The following is an 18218-nucleotide window of genomic DNA, read 5'->3' on the forward strand; positions in this document are numbered from 1 at the left end:
TGATCGCCCCGATCGCCATGGAAGAAGGTCTGCGCTTCGCGATCCGCGAAGGTGGCCGTACCGTCGGCGCAGGTGTCGTTGCCAAGATCATCGAGTAAAGCCAGAAATTTCTCGTTGATCGGTTGTTTCGGGGTTGGCGATACCGCCAGCCCCAATGGTTTAGGGGTATAGCTCAACTGGCAGAGCGTCGGTCTCCAAAACCGAAGGTTGGGGGTTCGATTCCCTCTGCCCCTGCCAACTCTCGCGCTGTATGTGGCGCTTGTTAAGGTGTTATGGCGAATCCTTCCGTCGAAACTGTTAATACTTCGAGCGACAAGTTGATGCTCGTCGCCGGTGTATTGTTGGTCTTGGCCGGGTTCGTGGGATTCTTCTGGCTGAATGGCCAAGAGTGGTACGTCCGCGGAGCAGCTCTGGCTGTCGGGCTGATCGCAGGCGTTGCAGTCGGTCTTCTCTCAGCGCCCGGCAAGGGTTTTATCGCGTTCGCCAAAGATTCGTACAAGGAAGTGCGCAAGGTTGTCTGGCCGACCCGCAAGGAGGCGAGCCAAACAACTTTAGTGGTCTTCGGTTTTGTGCTGGTCATGGCGGTCTTTCTCTGGATTTGTGACAAATCCATCGAGTGGGCGATTTTCTCGGCGATTCTGGGTTGGAAATGATATGAGTGATATTCCGGCGTCCCCGAGTGGAAAACGTTGGTACGTGGTGCACGCCTACTCCGGCATGGAGAAGAGCGTGCAACGTGCGCTTCAGGAGCGCATCGAGCGTGCGGGCATGCAGGACAAATTTGGCCAGATTCTCGTTCCGACTGAAGAAGTCGTTGAAGTGAAGGGTGGTCATAAGTCGGTAACGGAGCGTCGTTTCTTTCCGGGCTACGTGCTCGTTGAAATGGAGATGACGGACGAAACCTGGCACCTCGTGAAGAACACGGCCAAGGTAACCGGTTTTGTGGGCGGTGCGCGCAATCGTCCTAGCCCGATTTCCCCGCGGGAAGTCGAGAAGATCATGTCGCAGATGCAGGAAGGTGTGGAAAAGCCGCGCCCCAAGACCCTGTTCGAAGTTGGCGAGATGGTCCGCGTGAAGGACGGTCCTTTTACGGATTTCAACGGCAGCGTCGAAGAAGTCAATTACGAAAAGTCGCGTGTCCGTGTTTCTGTGACGATCTTCGGGCGCGCAACACCTGTCGAACTCGAGTTCGGCCAGGTCGAGAAGCTGTAACAGAGGTTTCCGCGAATCGCGCTAAGGCGCGATTCGCATTTCGCGCTTACGGTCCGCGTAATGGCCGTTGAGGAGCGTCGGTAGTCGAAGCTTGACGAAGATGCGTTACTACTCACCGAACGCAGTGGCGTTCCAAAGAGGTTGTCAACATGGCAAAGAAAATCATCGGCTTTATCAAGCTGCAGATTCCTGCAGGTAAAGCCAATCCGTCGCCGCCGGTTGGTCCGGCACTGGGTCAACGCGGCCTGAACATCATGGAGTTCTGCAAGGCGTTCAACGCGCAGACTCAAGCGATGGAACCGGGTCTGCCGATTCCGGTGGTCATCACCGCCTTCGCCGACAAGAGCTTCACGTTCGTTCTGAAGACGCCGCCGGCTACGGTTCTGATCAAGAAGGCCGCGAAGATCGACAAGGGTTCGAGCAAGCCGCACACCGACAAGGTCGGCAAGATCACGCGCGCTCAAGCTGAAGAAATCGCCAAGACCAAGATGCCGGACCTTACGGCAGCTGATCTTGACGCAGCGGTTCGTACGATCGCTGGTAGCGCCCGCTCGATGGGCATCACCGTGGAGGGCGTGTAAATGGCTAAGCTTTCGAAGCGTCTGCAAGCATTTGCAAGCAAGGTCGATCGACAGAAGCTGTACGCGATCGAAGAGGCTCTGTCGCTCGTGAAGGAATGCGCGAGCGCGAAGTTCGACGAATCGATCGACGTCGCAGTGCAACTCGGCATCGACGCAAAGAAGTCGGACCAAGTGGTTCGCGGTTCGGTCGTTCTGCCGGCGGGTACGGGTAAGTCGGTTCGCGTTGCTGTGTTCGCGCAAGGCGAAAAGGCCGAGCAGGCTCGCGCAGCGGGTGCAGAGATCGTCGGTATGGAAGACCTGGCCGAGCAAGTGAAGGCCGGTAACCTGAATTTCGACATCGTGATCGCTTCGCCGGACACGATGCGTATCGTCGGTACGCTGGGTCAGATCCTGGGCCCGCGTGGCCTGATGCCGAACCCGAAGGTTGGCACGGTGACGCCGGACGTCGCGACCGCCGTCAAGAACGCGAAGGCTGGTCAGGTTCAATTCCGTGTCGACAAGGCCGGTATCATCCACGCAACCATCGGCCGCGCATCGTTCGAGCCGACGGCACTGCGTACGAATCTGAACGCACTGATCGAAGCGCTGCAAAAGGCCAAGCCTGCTACGAGCAAGGGCGTGTACCTGCGCAAGGTCGCACTGTCCAGCACGATGGGCGTCGGCGTGCGTGTTGATCAGGCTACGCTGACAGCACAGTAAAGTTTTAATCGCCTCGTCGTAAGGTGGGGCGGATTTAAGGGCTTTGGGCGGTCGCGAGATTGCAGTTCGATCGAGCGGCCGGTTGTCAAAGACCGTTGGTGGGGGCGCAGTAGTCGGGTGCTTCCTTAATTCAAGCCAACGCAGATGGCGAACCCGAAAAGGTTTTGAAGTGATGAAGCCGTTTGATTCCCGCAGCCATGCGGACCTCGAATGGTCGAAATACTCCTGACTGGTCGGACGCCGTTGTTGAACGCGATGTGCGAGGCATGTGCCAAGTGCATTGAATCTGGAGGTTAACCGTGCCACTGAACAAAGAAAGCAAGCAGGCCGTCGTCGCTGAGGTCTCCGCGCAAGTCGCGAAGGCCCAGACCGTCGTTCTGGCTGAGTATCGTGGGATCACGGTTGGCGATCTGACCAAGCTGCGCGCGAAAGCGCGCGAGCAACAGGTGTATCTGCGCGTGTTGAAGAACACGCTGGCGCGTCGCGCTGTCGAAGGTACCCCGTTTGCTCCGCTGGCTGAGCAGATGACCGGTCCTCTGATCTACGGCATCTCCGAAGATGCAATTGCTGCTGCTAAGGTCGTCAACGACTTCAGCAAGGGCAATGACAAGTTGGTCATCAAGGCTGGTTCCTACGAAGGCAAGGTGATGGACAAGGCAGGCGTGCAAGCGCTGGCCAACATCCCGAGCCGCGAAGAGCTGCTCTCCAAGCTGTTGTTCGTTATGCAAGCGCCTGTTTCTGGCTTCGCGCGCGCTATGGCCGCGCTGGCAGAAAAGAAGCAAGGCGAAGCTGCGTAAGCAGCGCATCGACGCACTTCAGTCGGGCGTAATTGATCGCTGGCTGTATCCGAATTCAATTTAGGAGTATTTCAAATGGCAATCGCAAAAGAAGACATCCTCGAAGCCGTAGGCGCGATGTCGGTTCTGGAACTGAACGAGCTGGTTAAGGCGTTCGAAGAAAAGTTTGGCGTGTCGGCTGCTGCTGTCGCAGTTGCTGGCCCCGCAGGTGCAGGCGGCGGCGCTGCTGCAGCTGAAGAGCAAACCGAGTTCACGGTCATCCTGTCGGAAGCCGGTGGCAACAAGGTTGCAGTGATTAAGGCTGTTCGCGAACTGACGGGTCTCGGCCTGAAGGAAGCGAAGGACCTGGTCGATGGCGCACCGAAGCCCGTCAAGGAAGCGGTGCCCAAGGCTGCGGCTGAAGAAGCCAAGAAGAAGCTGGAAGACGCAGGCGCGAAGGCTGAAATCAAGTAAGTTTCAGCGGGCTGTGCGAAGGCTGGCGGTTAATCTACCGCCGGCCTTTTTGTGCTTTGTGGGGACGACGTTTTTGCCCGGTTGCATCGGCAGGAATGTCCACCCAGAAGCCAAAGAAAATCGCCGTTCGGTAGGTTTGACTGGCGCTTCTCTTTGTCTTCTGAAGCGACTGCAGAAGGCAAGTTTGGTCGGGTAGCGGGCAACACAGGCATCCGCTGCCGTCAGCCAGCGGTTGGTAGCGGCCAACCACCAAGCTTCTAGGCTCGTTCAAGCCATCGGACGGCCAACGGGTCTCAGTCGGTGAACACTCGGGTTGTCACATCAAGGTATCCCGCCTCGACAACAATGCCCGCCGTGATTCGGAGATCGTATGCAATATTCCTTCACCGAGAAGAAGCGTATTCGCAAGAGTTTCGCGAAGCGCCCCATCGTTCACCAAGTACCTTTCCTGCTGGCTACCCAGCTTGAATCATTCAGCACGTTTCTGCAAGCAGAAGTGCCCACGGCGCAGCGCAAACCGGAAGGTCTGCAGGCTGCGTTTACCTCGGTTTTTCCCATTGTTTCGCATAACGGCTTTGCTCGTCTAGAGTTCGTCAGCTACATGCTGTCGCCGCCGGCATTCAACATCAAGGAATGTCAGCAGCGCGGTCTGACTTACTGCTCGGCGCTGCGCGCCAAGGTGCGCCTGGTGCTGCTCGACAAGGAATCGCCGAGCAAGCCCGTCGTCAAGGAAGTGAAAGAGCAGGAAGTGTACATGGGCGAAATTCCGCTCATGACGCCGACCGGCTCGTTCGTCATTAACGGCACGGAACGTGTGATCGTGTCGCAGCTGCACCGTTCGCCTGGCGTGTTCTTCGAACACGACAAGGGCAAGACGCACAGCTCCGGCAAGCTGCTGTTCTCGGCACGTATCATTCCTTACCGCGGCTCGTGGCTCGACTTCGAATTCGACCCGAAGGACGTGCTCTACTTCCGCGTCGACCGTCGTCGCAAGATGCCCGTCACGATCCTGCTGAAGGCAATCGGCCTGACGCCGGAACAGATCCTCGCGAACTTCTTCGTGTTCGACAACTTCACGCTCATGCCGGAAGGCGCGCAGATGGAGTTCGTTCCGGAGCGTCTGCGTGGCGAAGTCGCGCGCTTCGACATCACGGATCGCGATGGCAAGGTCATCGTCACGAAGGACAAGCGTATCAACGCGAAGCACATTCGCGACCTCGAAAACGCCAAGACCAAGTACATCTCGGTCCCTGAAGACTATCTGCTCGGCCGCGTGCTGGCCAAGAACGTCGTTGACGGCGATACGGGCGAAGTGATCGCGAACGCAAACGACGAGATCACGGAAAGCGTGCTCGACAAGCTGCGCGAAGCGAAGATCAAGGACATCCAGACGCTCTACACGAACGATCTGGACCAGGGTCCGTACATTTCGTCGACGCTGCGTATCGACGAAACGGCCGACAAGATGGCTGCGCGCATCGCGATCTACCGCATGATGCGTCCGGGCGAGCCGCCGACGGAAGAAGCCGTCGAGGCGCTGTTCAACCGTCTGTTCTACAGCGAAGAAGCGTACGACCTGTCGAAGGTGGGTCGTATGAAGTTCAATCGCCGTGTCGGCCGTGACGAAATCGTCGGCCCGATGACGCTGCAGGACGACGACATCCTCGCGACGATCAAGATCCTGGTCGAACTGCGCAACGGCAAGGGCGAAGTGGACGACATCGACCACCTCGGCAACCGCCGTGTGCGTTGCGTCGGCGAACTGGCCGAGAACCAGTTCCGCGCCGGTCTCGTGCGTGTCGAACGTGCAGTGAAGGAACGCCTCGGCCAGGCCGAAAGCGAAAACCTCATGCCGCACGACCTGATCAACTCGAAGCCGATTTCGTCGGCGATTCGCGAGTTCTTCGGTTCGTCGCAGCTGTCGCAGTTCATGGACCAGACCAACCCGCTGTCGGAAATCACCCACAAGCGCCGCGTGTCGGCACTTGGCCCGGGCGGTCTGACGCGCGAGCGCGCTGGCTTTGAAGTTCGCGACGTGCACCCGACGCACTATGGCCGCGTGTGCCCGATCGAAACGCCGGAAGGTCCGAACATCGGTCTGATCAACTCGCTGGCTCTGTACGCGCACCTGAACGAATACGGCTTCCTTGAGACGCCGTATCGCAAGGTCGTGGACAGCAAGGTCACGGATCAGATCGACTATCTGTCAGCGATCGAAGAAGGCCGTTACGTGATCGCTCAGGCGAACGCGGCCGTGGCCGAAGACGGTTCGCTTACCGACGAACTCGTGTCGTCGCGTGAAGCGGGCGAAACGCTGATGGTCACGCCGGACCGCATCCAGTACATGGACGTGGCGCCGTCGCAGATCGTGTCGGTGGCAGCATCGCTGATTCCGTTCCTCGAGCACGACGACGCGAACCGTGCACTGATGGGCTCGAACATGCAGCGTCAGGCTGTGCCGTGTCTGCGTCCCGAAAAGCCGGTCGTCGGTACGGGCATCGAGCGCACGGTGGCAGTCGACTCGGGCACGACCGTCCAGGCACTGCGCGGCGGTGTGGTCGATTACGTCGACGCAGGCCGTATCGTGATTCGCGTGAACGACGAAGAAGCGGTTGCCGGTGACGTCGGTGTCGACATCTACAACCTGATCAAGTACACGCGTTCGAACCAGAACACGAACATCAACCAGCGTCCGATCGCGAAGGTGGGCGACAAGGTTGCGCGCGGCGACGTGCTGGCTGACGGCGCTTCGACCGATCTGGGCGAACTGGCGCTTGGCCAGAACATGCTGGTCGCGTTCATGCCGTGGAACGGCTACAACTTCGAAGACTCGATCCTGATCTCGGAAAAGGTCGTGGCCGACGATCGCTACACGTCGATCCACATCGAAGAACTGAACGTCGTCGCTCGCGACACGAAGCTCGGACCGGAAGAAATCACGCGCGATATTTCGAATCTCGCTGAAGTACAGCTTGGCCGTCTCGACGAGTCGGGCATCGTGTACATCGGCGCGGAAGTCGAAGCAGGCGACGTGCTGGTCGGCAAGGTCACGCCGAAGGGCGAAACCCAGCTGACGCCGGAAGAAAAGCTGCTGCGCGCGATCTTCGGCGAAAAGGCTTCGGATGTGAAGGACACGTCGCTGCGCGTGCCGTCGGGCATGAGCGGCACGGTCATCGACGTGCAGGTGTTCACGCGTGAAGGCATCCAGCGCGACAAGCGTGCGCAACAGATCATCGACGATGAACTGAAGCGCTATCGCCTCGACCTGAACGACCAGCTGCGTATCGTGGAAGGCGACGCGTTCCAGCGTCTCGCACGCATGCTCGAAGGCAAGGTGGCGAACGGCGGTCCGAAGAAGCTCGCGAAGGGCACGAAGATCGAACGCGCTTACCTGGAAGATCTGGATCACTACCACTGGTTCGACATCCGCCTCGCGGACGAAGAAGCAGCGGCGCAGCTCGAAGCGATCAAGGATTCGATCGAACAGAAGCGCCACCAGTTCGACCTCGCATTCGAAGAGAAGCGCAAGAAGCTCACGCAAGGCGACGAACTGCCGCCGGGCGTGCTGAAGATGGTCAAGGTGTACCTGGCAGTCAAGCGCCGCCTGCAGCCTGGCGACAAGATGGCAGGCCGTCACGGTAACAAGGGTGTCGTGTCGAAGATCGTGCCGATCGAAGACATGCCGTACATGGCCGATGGCCGTCCCGCAGACGTCGTGCTGAACCCGCTCGGCGTTCCGTCACGGATGAACGTGGGTCAGGTTCTCGAAGTGCATCTGGGTTGGGCCGCGAAGGGTCTGGGCTGGCGTATCGGCGAAATGCTGCAGCGTCAAGCGAAGATCGAAGAAGTTCGCACGTTCCTGACCAAGATCTACAACGAGTCGGGCCGCGCGGAAGAGCTGGACAGCTTCTCCGACGACGAGATCCTCGAACTGGCGAAGAACCTGCGCGAAGGCGTGCCGTTCGCCACGCCGGTGTTCGACGGTGCAACGGAAGAAGAAATGTCGAGCATGCTCGACCTGGCCTTCCCGGACGACATCGCGCAGAACCTCGGCATGACGAAGTCGAAGAACCAGGTGCGTCTGTACGACGGCCGCACGGGTGAAGCCTTCGAACGGACGGTGACGGTCGGCTACATGCACTACCTGAAGCTGCACCACCTGGTCGACGACAAGATGCACGCGCGTTCGACGGGTCCGTACTCGCTCGTCACGCAGCAGCCGCTGGGTGGTAAGGCGCAGTTCGGTGGCCAGCGTTTCGGTGAAATGGAAGTGTGGGCGCTCGAAGCCTACGGCGCATCGTATGTGCTGCAGGAAATGTTGACGGTCAAGTCGGACGACGTGACAGGCCGGACCAAGGTTTACGAGAACCTGGTCAAGGGCGATCACGTGATCGACGCGGGCATGCCGGAATCCTTCAACGTGCTGGTGAAGGAAATCCGCTCGCTCGGTATCGACATCGACCTCGACCGCAACTAATCGGACTACGGAGAGAAAGCAATGAAAGCTCTGCTCGATCTATTCAAGCAAGTCCAACAGGAAGAAGTTTTCGACGCGATCAAGATCGGTCTGGCCTCGCCGGACAAGATCCGTTCGTGGTCGTTCGGCGAAGTGAAGAAGCCGGAAACCATCAACTACCGCACGTTCAAGCCGGAGCGGGATGGTCTGTTCTGCGCGAAGATTTTTGGTCCGATCAAGGACTACGAATGCCTTTGCGGCAAGTACAAGCGCCTGAAGCACCGTGGCGTGATCTGCGAGAAGTGCGGCGTCGAAGTGACGCTCGCGAAGGTGCGTCGCGAACGCATGGGCCACATCGAACTGGCCTCGCCTGTCGCGCACATCTGGTTCCTGAAGTCGCTGCCGTCGCGTCTGGGCATGGTGCTCGACATGACGCTGCGCGACATCGAGCGCGTGCTGTACTTCGAGGCGTATGTGGTGATCGATCCGGGCATGACGCCGCTGAAGGCGCGTCAGATCATGACGGAAGAGGATTACTACAACAAGGTCGAAGAGTACGGTGACGAATTCCGTGCGGAAATGGGCGCGGAAGGCGTGCGCGAACTGCTGCGCGCGATCAACATCGACGAGCAGGTCGAAACGCTGCGCTCGGAGCTGAAGAACACGGGTTCGGAAGCGAAGATCAAGAAGTACGCGAAGCGTCTGAAGGTGCTCGAGGCCTTCCAGCGTTCGGGCATCAAGCCCGAGTGGATGATTCTCGAAGTGCTGCCCGTGCTGCCGCCGGAACTGCGTCCGCTGGTTCCGCTGGACGGCGGCCGTTTCGCGACGTCCGACCTGAACGACCTGTATCGCCGCGTGATCAACCGTAACAACCGGTTGAAGCGTCTGCTCGAACTGAAGGCGCCTGAAATCATCGTCCGCAACGAAAAGCGGATGCTCCAGGAAGCCGTCGATTCGCTGCTCGACAACGGCCGTCGCGGCAAGGCGATGACGGGTGCGAACAAGCGTCCGCTGAAGTCGCTCGCCGACATGATCAAGGGTAAGGGCGGTCGCTTCCGTCAGAACCTGCTCGGTAAGCGCGTCGACTACTCGGGCCGTTCGGTCATCGTGGTCGGCCCGACGCTGAAGCTGCACCAGTGCGGCCTGCCGAAGCTGATGGCGCTCGAACTGTTCAAGCCGTTCATCTTCAACAAGCTGGAAGTGATGGGTGTCGCTACCACCATCAAGGCTGCGAAGAAGGAAGTTGAGAACCAGACGCCCGTGGTGTGGGACATCCTCGAAGAGGTGATCCGCGAGCACCCGGTCATGCTGAACCGTGCGCCGACGCTGCACCGTCTCGGTATTCAGGCTTTCGAGCCGGTGCTGATCGAAGGTAAGGCAATCCAGCTGCACCCGCTCGTTTGCGCGGCGTTCAACGCCGACTTCGACGGTGACCAGATGGCTGTTCACGTTCCGCTGTCGCTCGAAGCGCAGATGGAAGCGCGCACGCTGATGCTGGCGTCGAACAACGTGCTGTTCCCGGCTAACGGCGATCCGTCGATCGTGCCGTCGCAGGATATCGTGCTCGGCTTGTACTACGCGACGCGCGAAGCGATCAACGGCAAGGGCGAAGGCCTGACGTTCACAGGCGTGTCGGAAGTGCTGCGCGCGTACGAGAACAAGGAAGTCGAGCTGGCCTCGCGCGTCAACGTGCGGATCACGGAAATGGTCCACAACGAAGACAAGTCGGAAGGCGCGCCGGCGTTCGTGCCGAAGATCTCGCTGTACGCGACCACGGTCGGCCGCGCGATCCTGTCGGAAATCCTGCCGCCGGGCCTGCCCTTCTCGGTGCTGAACAAGCCGCTGAAGAAGAAGGAAATTTCGCGTCTGATCAACACGGCGTTCCGTAAGTGCGGTCTGCGCGAAACGGTGATCTTCGCCGACCAGCTGATGCAGTCGGGCTTCCGTCTGGCAACGCGCGCCGGTATCTCCATCTGCGTCGACGACATGCTCGTGCCGCCGCAGAAGGAAACGATCGTCGGCGACGCCGCGAAGAAGGTGAAGGAATACGACCGTCAGTACATGTCGGGTCTCGTCACCGCGCAAGAGCGCTACAACAACGTGGTCGACATCTGGTCGGCGACGTCGGAAGCGGTCGGCAAGGCGATGATGGAGCAGCTGTCGACGGAACCCGTTGTGGACCGCGACGGCAACGAAACGCGTCAGGAGTCGTTCAACTCGATCTACATGATGGCCGACTCGGGCGCGCGCGGTTCGGCGGTCCAGATCCGTCAGCTGGCCGGTATGCGCGGCCTGATGGCGAAGCCGGACGGCTCGATCATCGAGACGCCGATTACGGCGAACTTCCGCGAAGGCCTGAACGTGTTGCAGTACTTCATCTCGACCCACGGCGCACGTAAGGGTCTGGCTGATACGGCACTGAAGACGGCGAACTCGGGTTACCTGACGCGGCGTCTCGTCGACGTGACGCAGGATCTCGTCGTGGTCGAAGACGATTGCGGCACGTCGCAAGGCGTGGCGATGAAGGCGCTGGTCGAAGGTGGTGAAGTCGTCGAAGCGCTGCGCGACCGTATTCTGGGCCGCGTCGCGGTGGCGGACGTCGTCAATCCGGAGACGCAGGAGACGCTGTACGAATCGGGCACGCTGCTCGACGAAACGGCTGTCGAAGAAATCGAGCGCCTGGGTATCGACGAAGTGCGCGTGCGTACGCCGCTCACCTGTGAAACGCGTTACGGTCTGTGCGCATCGTGCTATGGCCGCGACCTGGGCCGTGGCTCGCTCGTGAACGTCGGCGAAGCAGTCGGCGTGATCGCTGCGCAGTCGATCGGTGAACCGGGCACGCAGCTGACGATGCGTACGTTCCACATCGGTGGTGCGGCATCGCGTGCGGCAGTGGCGTCGTCGGTCGAGGCGAAGAGCAACGGTACGGTGCGTTTCACGTCGACGATGCGTTACGTCACGAATGCGAAGGGCGAGCAGATCGTCATTTCGCGTTCGGGCGAAGCGATGATCACCGACGATCACGGCCGCGAGCGCGAGCGTCACAAGGTGCCGTACGGCGCGACGCTGCTGCAACTCGACGGCGCGCAGATCAAGGCGGGCACGCAACTGGCCACGTGGGATCCGCTGACGCGTCCGATCATCACCGAGTGGGGCGGTACGGTGAAGTTCGAAAACGTCGAGGAAGGCGTGACGGTCGCGAAGCAGATCGACGACGTGACGGGTCTTTCCACGCTGGTCGTGATCGACGTGAAGCGCCGCGGTTCGCAGGCTTCGAAGAGCGTGCGTCCGCAGGTCAAGCTGCTCGACGCGAACGGCGAGGAAGTCAAGATCCCGAACTCGGAGCACTCGGTTCAGATCGGCTTCCAGGTCGGCGCACTGATCACCGTGAAGGACGGTCAGCAGGTTCAGGTGGGTGAAGTGCTCGCACGTATCCCGACTGAAGCGCAGAAGACGCGTGACATTACGGGTGGTCTGCCGCGTGTGGCGGAACTGTTCGAAGCACGTTCGCCGAAGGACGCAGGTATCCTGGCGGAAGTCACGGGTACGACGTCGTTCGGTAAGGACACGAAGGGCAAGCAGCGTCTCGTTATCACGGACCTCGAAGGCAATCAGCACGAGTTCCTGATCGCGAAGGAAAAGCAGGTTCTGGTCCACGATGGTCAGGTCGTCAACAAGGGCGAAATGATCGTGGACGGTCCGGCCGATCCGCACGACATCCTGCGTCTGCAGGGTATCGAGGCGCTGTCGCGCTACATCGTGGACGAAGTGCAGGACGTGTACCGTCTGCAGGGCGTGAAGATCAACGACAAGCACATTGAAGTGATCGTGCGTCAGATGCTGCGTCGCGTGCAGATCAGCGACAACGGCGACACGCGCTTCATTCCGGGCGAGCAGGTCGAGCGCTCGGACATGCTTGACGAAAACGATCGCATGATCGCGGAAGACAAGCGTCCGGCAACGTACGAGAACATCCTGCTGGGTATCACGAAGGCGTCGCTGTCGACGGATTCGTTCATCTCGGCGGCATCGTTCCAGGAAACGACCCGCGTCCTGACGGAAGCGGCGATCATGGGCAAGCGCGACGATCTGCGTGGCCTGAAGGAAAACGTGATCGTCGGTCGTCTGATTCCGGCCGGTACGGGTCTCGCGTTCCACAAGGCACGCAAGAGCAAGGAAATGGCGGATCGCGAGCGTTTCGACCAGATCGCTGCCGAAGAGGCCTTCGAGTTCGGTACGCCGGAAACCCCGGCCGCTGAACAAACGCCTCACACCAACGAGTAATCCGGCTGGCGGCGCAAGCCGCCACGTCAGGCAGACCTCGTTGCCAAACCGCCCGGTTTCGACCGGGCGGTTTTTTTTCGTCCGTCGTTTTGTGCGCTTTTCCTATGCGCGTCGGCATCGGCCGAACGATGAATGCGTCGACAAAGCCCAGGCGAAACGCGATTCGGTTGGTAAAATTCGAGTCACTCGCACCACGCACCGTTCTCTCTTCATGTCCCGTCCGCTCCAGATCCTCAACGAAGTTTTCGGTTATCCCGCGTTTCGAGGGCAGCAGGGCGAAATCGTCGAACACGTCGCGGCGGGCGGCGACTGTCTCGTGCTGATGCCGACGGGTGGCGGCAAGTCGCTGTGTTATCAGATTCCGTCGCTGGTGCGGCGCGAGGCGGGACTGGGTGCGGGCATCGTCGTGTCGCCGCTGATCGCGCTGATGCAGGATCAGGTCGCCGCCCTCACCGAAGTCGGCGTGCGTGCCGCGTACCTGAACTCGACGCTGTCGGGCGCCGATGCCGCCGCAACCGAGCGCGCGTTGCGCGAGGGCGAAATCGATCTGCTCTACGTCGCACCTGAACGTCTGATGACGCCGCGCTTTCTCGATCTGCTCGAGCGCGCGCGCATCGGATTGTTCGCAATCGACGAGGCGCACTGCGTGTCGCAATGGGGGCACGATTTCCGGCCCGAATATATCCAGTTGTCGGTGCTGCACGAGCGGTTCCCGTCGGTGCCGCGCATCGCGCTCACTGCCACCGCTGACGCGATCACCCGCGACGAAATCATTCATCGTCTCGCGCTCGACGATGCGCGCGTATTCGTATCGAGCTTCGATCGCCCGAATATCCGTTACCGGATCGTCGAGAAAGACAACGCGCGCTCGCAGCTGCTCGACTTTATTCGCGGGGAGCATTCGCGCGCGGACGGCACGACGGATGCGGGCGTCGTCTACTGTCTGTCGCGGCGCAAGGTGGAGGAGACGGCCGAATGGCTCAAGGCGCAGGGCGTGCGCGCGTTGCCGTATCACGCGGGCATGGAATTCGAAGTGCGCCAGAAGCATCAGGAAATCTTCCAGCGCGACGAAGGCATCGTGATGTGCGCGACGATCGCATTCGGCATGGGCATCGACAAGCCGGACGTGCGCTTCGTCGCGCATCTGGATCTGCCGAAGAGCGTTGAAGGCTACTACCAGGAAACGGGCCGCGCGGGACGCGACGGCTTGCCGGCCAATGCGTGGATGGCCTACGGCCTCGGCGACGTCGTGCAGCAGCGCAAGATGATTGACGAGTCCGAAGCCGACGAGGCGCACAAACGCGTGCAGACAGGCAAGCTCGACGCGTTGCTCGGCCTGTGCGAGACGGCGACATGCCGGCGTGTGCGGCTGCTCGCTTACTTCGGCGAGGAGGGCAAGCCGTGCGGGAACTGCGACACCTGCCTCGAACCGCCGGCGTCGTGGGACGCGACGCGCGAGTCGCAGATGGCGTTGTCGTGCGTGTTTCGCGCGCAACGTGCGAGCGGCTTCAACTTTGGCGCGGGACACCTGATCGACATTTTGCGTGGCAATCGAACCGAGAAAATTCTGCAGCGCGGCCACGAGAAGATCAGTACGTTCGGGATCGGCGCGGCGTTGTCCGAACACGAATGGCGGGCCGTGTTTCGTCAGCTGGTCGCATTCGGATTTCTCACCGTCGATCACGACGGTTTTGGCGCGCTCGTGCTGACGGAGGCGAGCAAGGCCGTACTGAAGGGCGAACAGACCGTCACCATGCGGCGCTACGTCAAGCCTGTCCGCACGCGTCAATCGTCGGGACGCACCAGCGAACGCGCCGATCCGACGGCGGGCATGAACGGCCGCGAGCGGGCGCGCTGGGATCGGCTGCGCGCATGGCGTACCGAGACGGCGAAGAGCGACGGCGTCCCCGCCTACGTGATCTTCCACGACGCGACACTGGCTGAAATTGCGAGGAACTGTCCCGAATCGCTCGAAGATTTGCGCCACATTCCGGGTATGGGCGCTCGCAAGCTCGACCGCTTCGGCGACGAACTGCTTGAAGTCGTCGCCGCCGATTGATCGCAAAATCGTCCGCCGCCTCTTCCGGGACGACGCAACCTGTTGACTCGTTTAGGATTTCCGGAATATCATGCTAGGTTCCGGATTTTGGCAGCATTGCGCGCGGCGTCAGCTCGCCGCAAACCTGTCCTGTCCGGAAGCCAGCAGTACCTCAAAAGCAGTCAGGAAGTAGTCAGAAGCGCTCTCGTTTTTGCTTTGCCCAGAAACGAATGTGCTGATTTTGTTCAATTTCAGGAATAAACAATGCCAACCATCAATCAACTGGTTCGCAAAGGCCGCGCGTCGGAAACGACGAAGAGCAAGTCGCCGGCCCTGCAGGACTGCCCCCAGCGTCGCGGCGTGTGCACGCGTGTGTACACCACGACGCCGAAGAAGCCGAACTCGGCGCTCCGTAAGGTCGCCAAGGTTCGTCTGACGAACGGCTTCGAAGTCATTTCGTACATCGGTGGTGAAGGCCACAACCTGCAAGAACACTCGGTCGTTCTGATTCGCGGCGGCCGTGTGAAGGACTTGCCGGGTGTGCGTTACCACATGGTTCGCGGCTCGCTGGATACCCAGGGCGTCAAGGATCGTAAGCAGGCTCGCTCGAAGTACGGTGCGAAGCGCGCCAAGGCTGGCAAGTAAGCAGCCGTTCAGCAGTAACAGGTCGCTCGCAGGAGCGGTTTTGGCGGTGGTGCCGGATAGCCGGTGCTGTCGAGTAAGTGGTCACCCGACCAGGCTGGTAAGTCGTCATGGATGAATCGGGTTAGTTGGTGGCCGCGGGGCGGTGAACAAGCACTGCTCCAACTGAAAAGGTAAAGGAAGAAACATGCCGCGTCGTCGCGAAGTCCCCAAGCGGGAAGTGTTGCCGGACCCGAAGTTCGGTAACGTTGATGTTGCAAAATTCATGAACGTGCTGATGCTCTCCGGCAAGAAGTCGGTTGCCGAGCGCATTGTGTACGGCGCTTTCGAACAGATCCAGACCAAGGGTGGCAAGGACCCGCTGGAAGTGTTCACGGTAGCGCTCAACAACGTGAAGCCGGTGGTCGAAGTGAAGAGCCGTCGCGTTGGTGGTGCGAACTATCAGGTTCCGGTCGAAGTGCGTCCGTCGCGTCGTATGGCATTGGCGATGCGTTGGCTGCGTGAAGCCGCGAAGAAGCGCAGCGAGAAGTCGATGGCTCTGCGTCTGGCTGGTGAACTCTCCGAAGCGGCTGAAGGCCGTGGTGGCGCGATGAAGAAGCGCGACGAAGTTCACCGGATGGCAGAAGCCAACAAGGCGTTCTCGCACTTCCGTTTCTAAGCACCCATCCCGGGTCGGCTGTAAAGCGGAAAGAAATTCCGGGCGGGTGCGCTGGCAAAGCGCCTCGCCCGTTTGTGTTAGGGCGCGATGGGCAGGTCTCCATCGTGTCATCCCAATAGAGGATCAAAGTGGCTCGCAAGACTCCTATCGAGCGCTACCGTAACATCGGTATTAGCGCTCACATCGACGCCGGCAAAACGACGACGACCGAGCGCATCCTGTTCTATACCGGCGTGAACCACAAGATCGGTGAAGTGCACGACGGCGCCGCCACCATGGACTGGATGGAGCAGGAACAGGAACGTGGTATCACGATCACGTCCGCTGCTACCACGGCGTTCTGGAAGGGCATGGGTAACAACTACCCGGAACACCGCATCAACATCATCGACACCCCGGGCCACGTCGACTTCACGATTGAAGTCGAGCGCTCGATGCGCGTGCTCGACGGCGCGTGCATGGTGTACTGCGCAGTGGGCGGCGTGCAGCCGCAGTCGGAAACGGTGTGGCGCCAGGCTAACAAGTACAAGGTGCCCCGTCTCGCGTTCGTCAACAAGATGGACCGTACCGGCGCGAACTTCTTCAAGGTCTACGACCAGCTGAAGACCCGTCTGAAGGCGAACCCGGTTCCCGTCGTGGTGCCGATCGGCGCCGAAGAAAGCTTCAAGGGCGTCGTCGATCTGTTGAAGATGAAGGCGATCATTTGGGACGAAGCGTCGCAAGGCACGAAGTTCGACTACGTCGACATCCCGGCTGAACTCGTTGATACGTGCAACGAGTGGCGCGAAAAGATGATCGAGTCGGCAGCCGAAGCCAGCGAAGAGCTGATGGAAAAGTACCTCGGCGGCGAAGAGCTGTCGGAAGCGGAAATCGTCAAGGCGATCCGCGACCGGACCATCGCGTGCGAAATCCAGCCGATGCTGTGCGGCACCGCGTTCAAGAACAAGGGCGTGCAGCGCATGCTCGACGCCGTCATCGACTTCCTGCCGTCGCCGGTTGACATTCCGCCGGTTACGGGCGAACTCGAAAGCGGCGAAAAGGCAGAGCGCCGCGCAGCTGACGACGAAAAGTTCTCGGCACTCGCGTTCAAGATCATGACCGACCCGTTCGTTGGTCAGCTGATCTTCTTCCGCGTGTATTCGGGTGTCGTGAACTCGGGTGACACCGTGCTGAACGCGACCAAGGACAAGAAGGAACGTCTGGGTCGTATTCTGCAGATGCACGCGAACCAGCGGGAAGAAATCAAGGAAGTGCGCGCAGGCGACATCGCCGCAGCCGTCGGCCTGAAGGAAGCGACCACGGGCGACACGCTGTGCGACCCGGCACACCCGATCGTGCTCGAGCGCATGGTGTTCCCGGAGCCGGTGATTTCGCAGGCCGTCGAGCCGAAGACGAAGGCTGACCAGGAAAAGATGGGTCTGGCGCTGAACCGTCTGGCACAGGAAGACCCGTCGTTCCGCGTTCAAACGGACGAAGAGTCGGGCCAAACCATTATTTCGGGCATGGGCGAGCTCCACCTCGAAATTCTGGTCGACCGTATGAAGCGTGAATTCGGTGTCGAAGCGACGGTTGGCAAGCCGCAGGTTGCTTACCGCGAAACGATCCGCAGCACGGCTTCGGACGTCGAAGGCAAGTTCGTCAAGCAGTCGGGCGGCCGCGGCCAGTATGGTCACGCAGTCATCACGCTCGAGCCGAACGAACAAGGCAAGGGCTACGAGTTCCTCGACGAGATCAAGGGTGGTGTGATTCCGCGTGAATACATCCCGGCAGTCGACAAGGGTATCCAGGAAACGCTGAAGGCCGGCGTGTTGGCTGGCTTCCCGGTCGTCGACGTCAAGGTCCACCTGACGTTCGGTTCGTACCACGACGTTGACTCGAACGAAAATGCGTTCCGCATGGCCGGTTCGATGGCGTTCAAGGAAGCAATGCGCAAGGCGAACCCGGTGATCCTCGAGCCGATGATGGCCGTGGAAGTCGAAACGCCTGAAGACTACATGGGCAACGTGATGGGCGACCTGTCGGGCCGTCGCGGTATCGTCCAGGGCATGGAAGACATGGTGGGCGGTGGCAAGATCGTCCGCGCGGAAGTGCCGCTGTCGGAGATGTTCGGCTACTCGACGTCGCTGCGCTCGCTGACGCAAGGCCGCGCAACGTACACGATGGAGTTCAAGCACTACGCAGAAGCTCCGCGTAACGTGTCGGAAGCGATCATCAACGCGAAGTCGAAGTAAGACCTCGCACAGTCATTCATCGAACAACTTTTTGAAAGAAGAGAAACATGGCTAAAGGTAAATTCGAACGGACCAAGCCGCACGTGAACGTCGGCACGATCGGTCACGTTGACCACGGCAAGACCACGCTGACGGCAGCGATCACGACGGTGCTGACGGCAAAGTTC

Annotated in this window: 14 protein-coding genes and 1 tRNA gene; all 15 read left to right on the forward strand. The window is 60.2% G+C overall.

Features of this window, described 5'->3' with window-relative positions:
• The coding region (locus tag H3V53_RS38920) for an EF-Tu C-terminal domain-related protein (RefSeq protein ID WP_078453405.1) at window positions 1–98 on the forward strand (98 nt) is incomplete at its 5' end.
• 63 nt (window positions 99–161) lie between these two features.
• Window positions 162–237, forward strand: a tRNA-Trp gene (locus tag H3V53_RS38925).
• 35 nt (window positions 238–272) lie between these two features.
• On the forward strand, window positions 273–653 hold the full coding sequence (gene secE / locus H3V53_RS38930) for a preprotein translocase subunit SecE (RefSeq protein WP_054918485.1): 381 nt from the start codon (window positions 273–275) through the stop codon (window positions 651–653).
• Window position 654: 1 nt separating this feature from the next.
• Entirely contained in the window at window positions 655–1212 is a 558-nt protein-coding gene (nusG, locus tag H3V53_RS38935; protein WP_007578364.1) for a transcription termination/antitermination protein NusG, read from the forward strand.
• Window positions 1213–1361: 149 nt separating this feature from the next.
• The gene (gene rplK, locus H3V53_RS38940) at window positions 1362–1793 is read left to right on the forward strand and encodes a 50S ribosomal protein L11 (protein ID WP_028371053.1); all 432 of its coding nucleotides are present in this window, start codon (window positions 1362–1364) and stop codon (window positions 1791–1793) included.
• Window positions 1794–2492: a 50S ribosomal protein L1 gene (rplA, locus tag H3V53_RS38945; RefSeq protein ID WP_336602379.1), complete on the forward strand. Its 699-nt coding sequence runs from the start codon at window positions 1794–1796 to the stop codon at window positions 2490–2492. It abuts the gene before it with no gap.
• 299 nt (window positions 2493–2791) lie between these two features.
• On the forward strand, window positions 2792–3289 hold the full coding sequence (rplJ, locus tag H3V53_RS38950) for a 50S ribosomal protein L10 (protein WP_336602380.1): 498 nt from the start codon (window positions 2792–2794) through the stop codon (window positions 3287–3289).
• Window positions 3290–3364: 75 nt separating this feature from the next.
• Window positions 3365–3742: a 50S ribosomal protein L7/L12 gene (gene rplL, locus H3V53_RS38955; protein ID WP_209935951.1), complete on the forward strand. Its 378-nt coding sequence runs from the start codon at window positions 3365–3367 to the stop codon at window positions 3740–3742.
• Between the two features lie 370 nt (window positions 3743–4112).
• On the forward strand, window positions 4113–8219 hold the full coding sequence (rpoB, locus tag H3V53_RS38960; RefSeq protein WP_336602381.1) for a DNA-directed RNA polymerase subunit beta: 4107 nt from the start codon (window positions 4113–4115) through the stop codon (window positions 8217–8219).
• A gap of 21 nt (window positions 8220–8240) precedes the next feature.
• Window positions 8241–12482 (forward strand): DNA-directed RNA polymerase subunit beta', encoded by a 4242-nt coding sequence (gene rpoC / locus H3V53_RS38965; protein ID WP_336602382.1) that lies wholly within the window; start codon window positions 8241–8243, stop codon window positions 12480–12482.
• A 211-nt stretch (window positions 12483–12693) separates the two neighbouring features.
• A complete protein-coding gene (recQ, locus tag H3V53_RS38970; protein WP_336602383.1) occupies window positions 12694–14541 on the forward strand; it encodes a DNA helicase RecQ in 1848 nt (615 codons plus the stop codon).
• A gap of 243 nt (window positions 14542–14784) precedes the next feature.
• Complete coding sequence (rpsL, locus tag H3V53_RS38975) at window positions 14785–15165, forward strand: 30S ribosomal protein S12 (protein WP_006998493.1); 381 nt, start codon at window positions 14785–14787, stop codon at window positions 15163–15165.
• A gap of 184 nt (window positions 15166–15349) precedes the next feature.
• Complete coding sequence (gene rpsG, locus H3V53_RS38980; protein ID WP_006053291.1) at window positions 15350–15820, forward strand: 30S ribosomal protein S7; 471 nt, start codon at window positions 15350–15352, stop codon at window positions 15818–15820.
• Between the two features lie 128 nt (window positions 15821–15948).
• Complete coding sequence (gene fusA / locus H3V53_RS38985) at window positions 15949–18051, forward strand: elongation factor G (protein ID WP_336602384.1); 2103 nt, start codon at window positions 15949–15951, stop codon at window positions 18049–18051.
• A 47-nt stretch (window positions 18052–18098) separates the two neighbouring features.
• A partial coding sequence (locus H3V53_RS38990; protein WP_336602385.1) for a GTP-binding protein occupies window positions 18099–18218 on the forward strand: 120 nt, incomplete at its 3' end.

This window comes from Paraburkholderia bengalensis (assembly GCF_037126505.1).
Taxonomy (GTDB): Bacteria; Pseudomonadota; Gammaproteobacteria; order Burkholderiales; family Burkholderiaceae; genus Paraburkholderia; species Paraburkholderia bengalensis.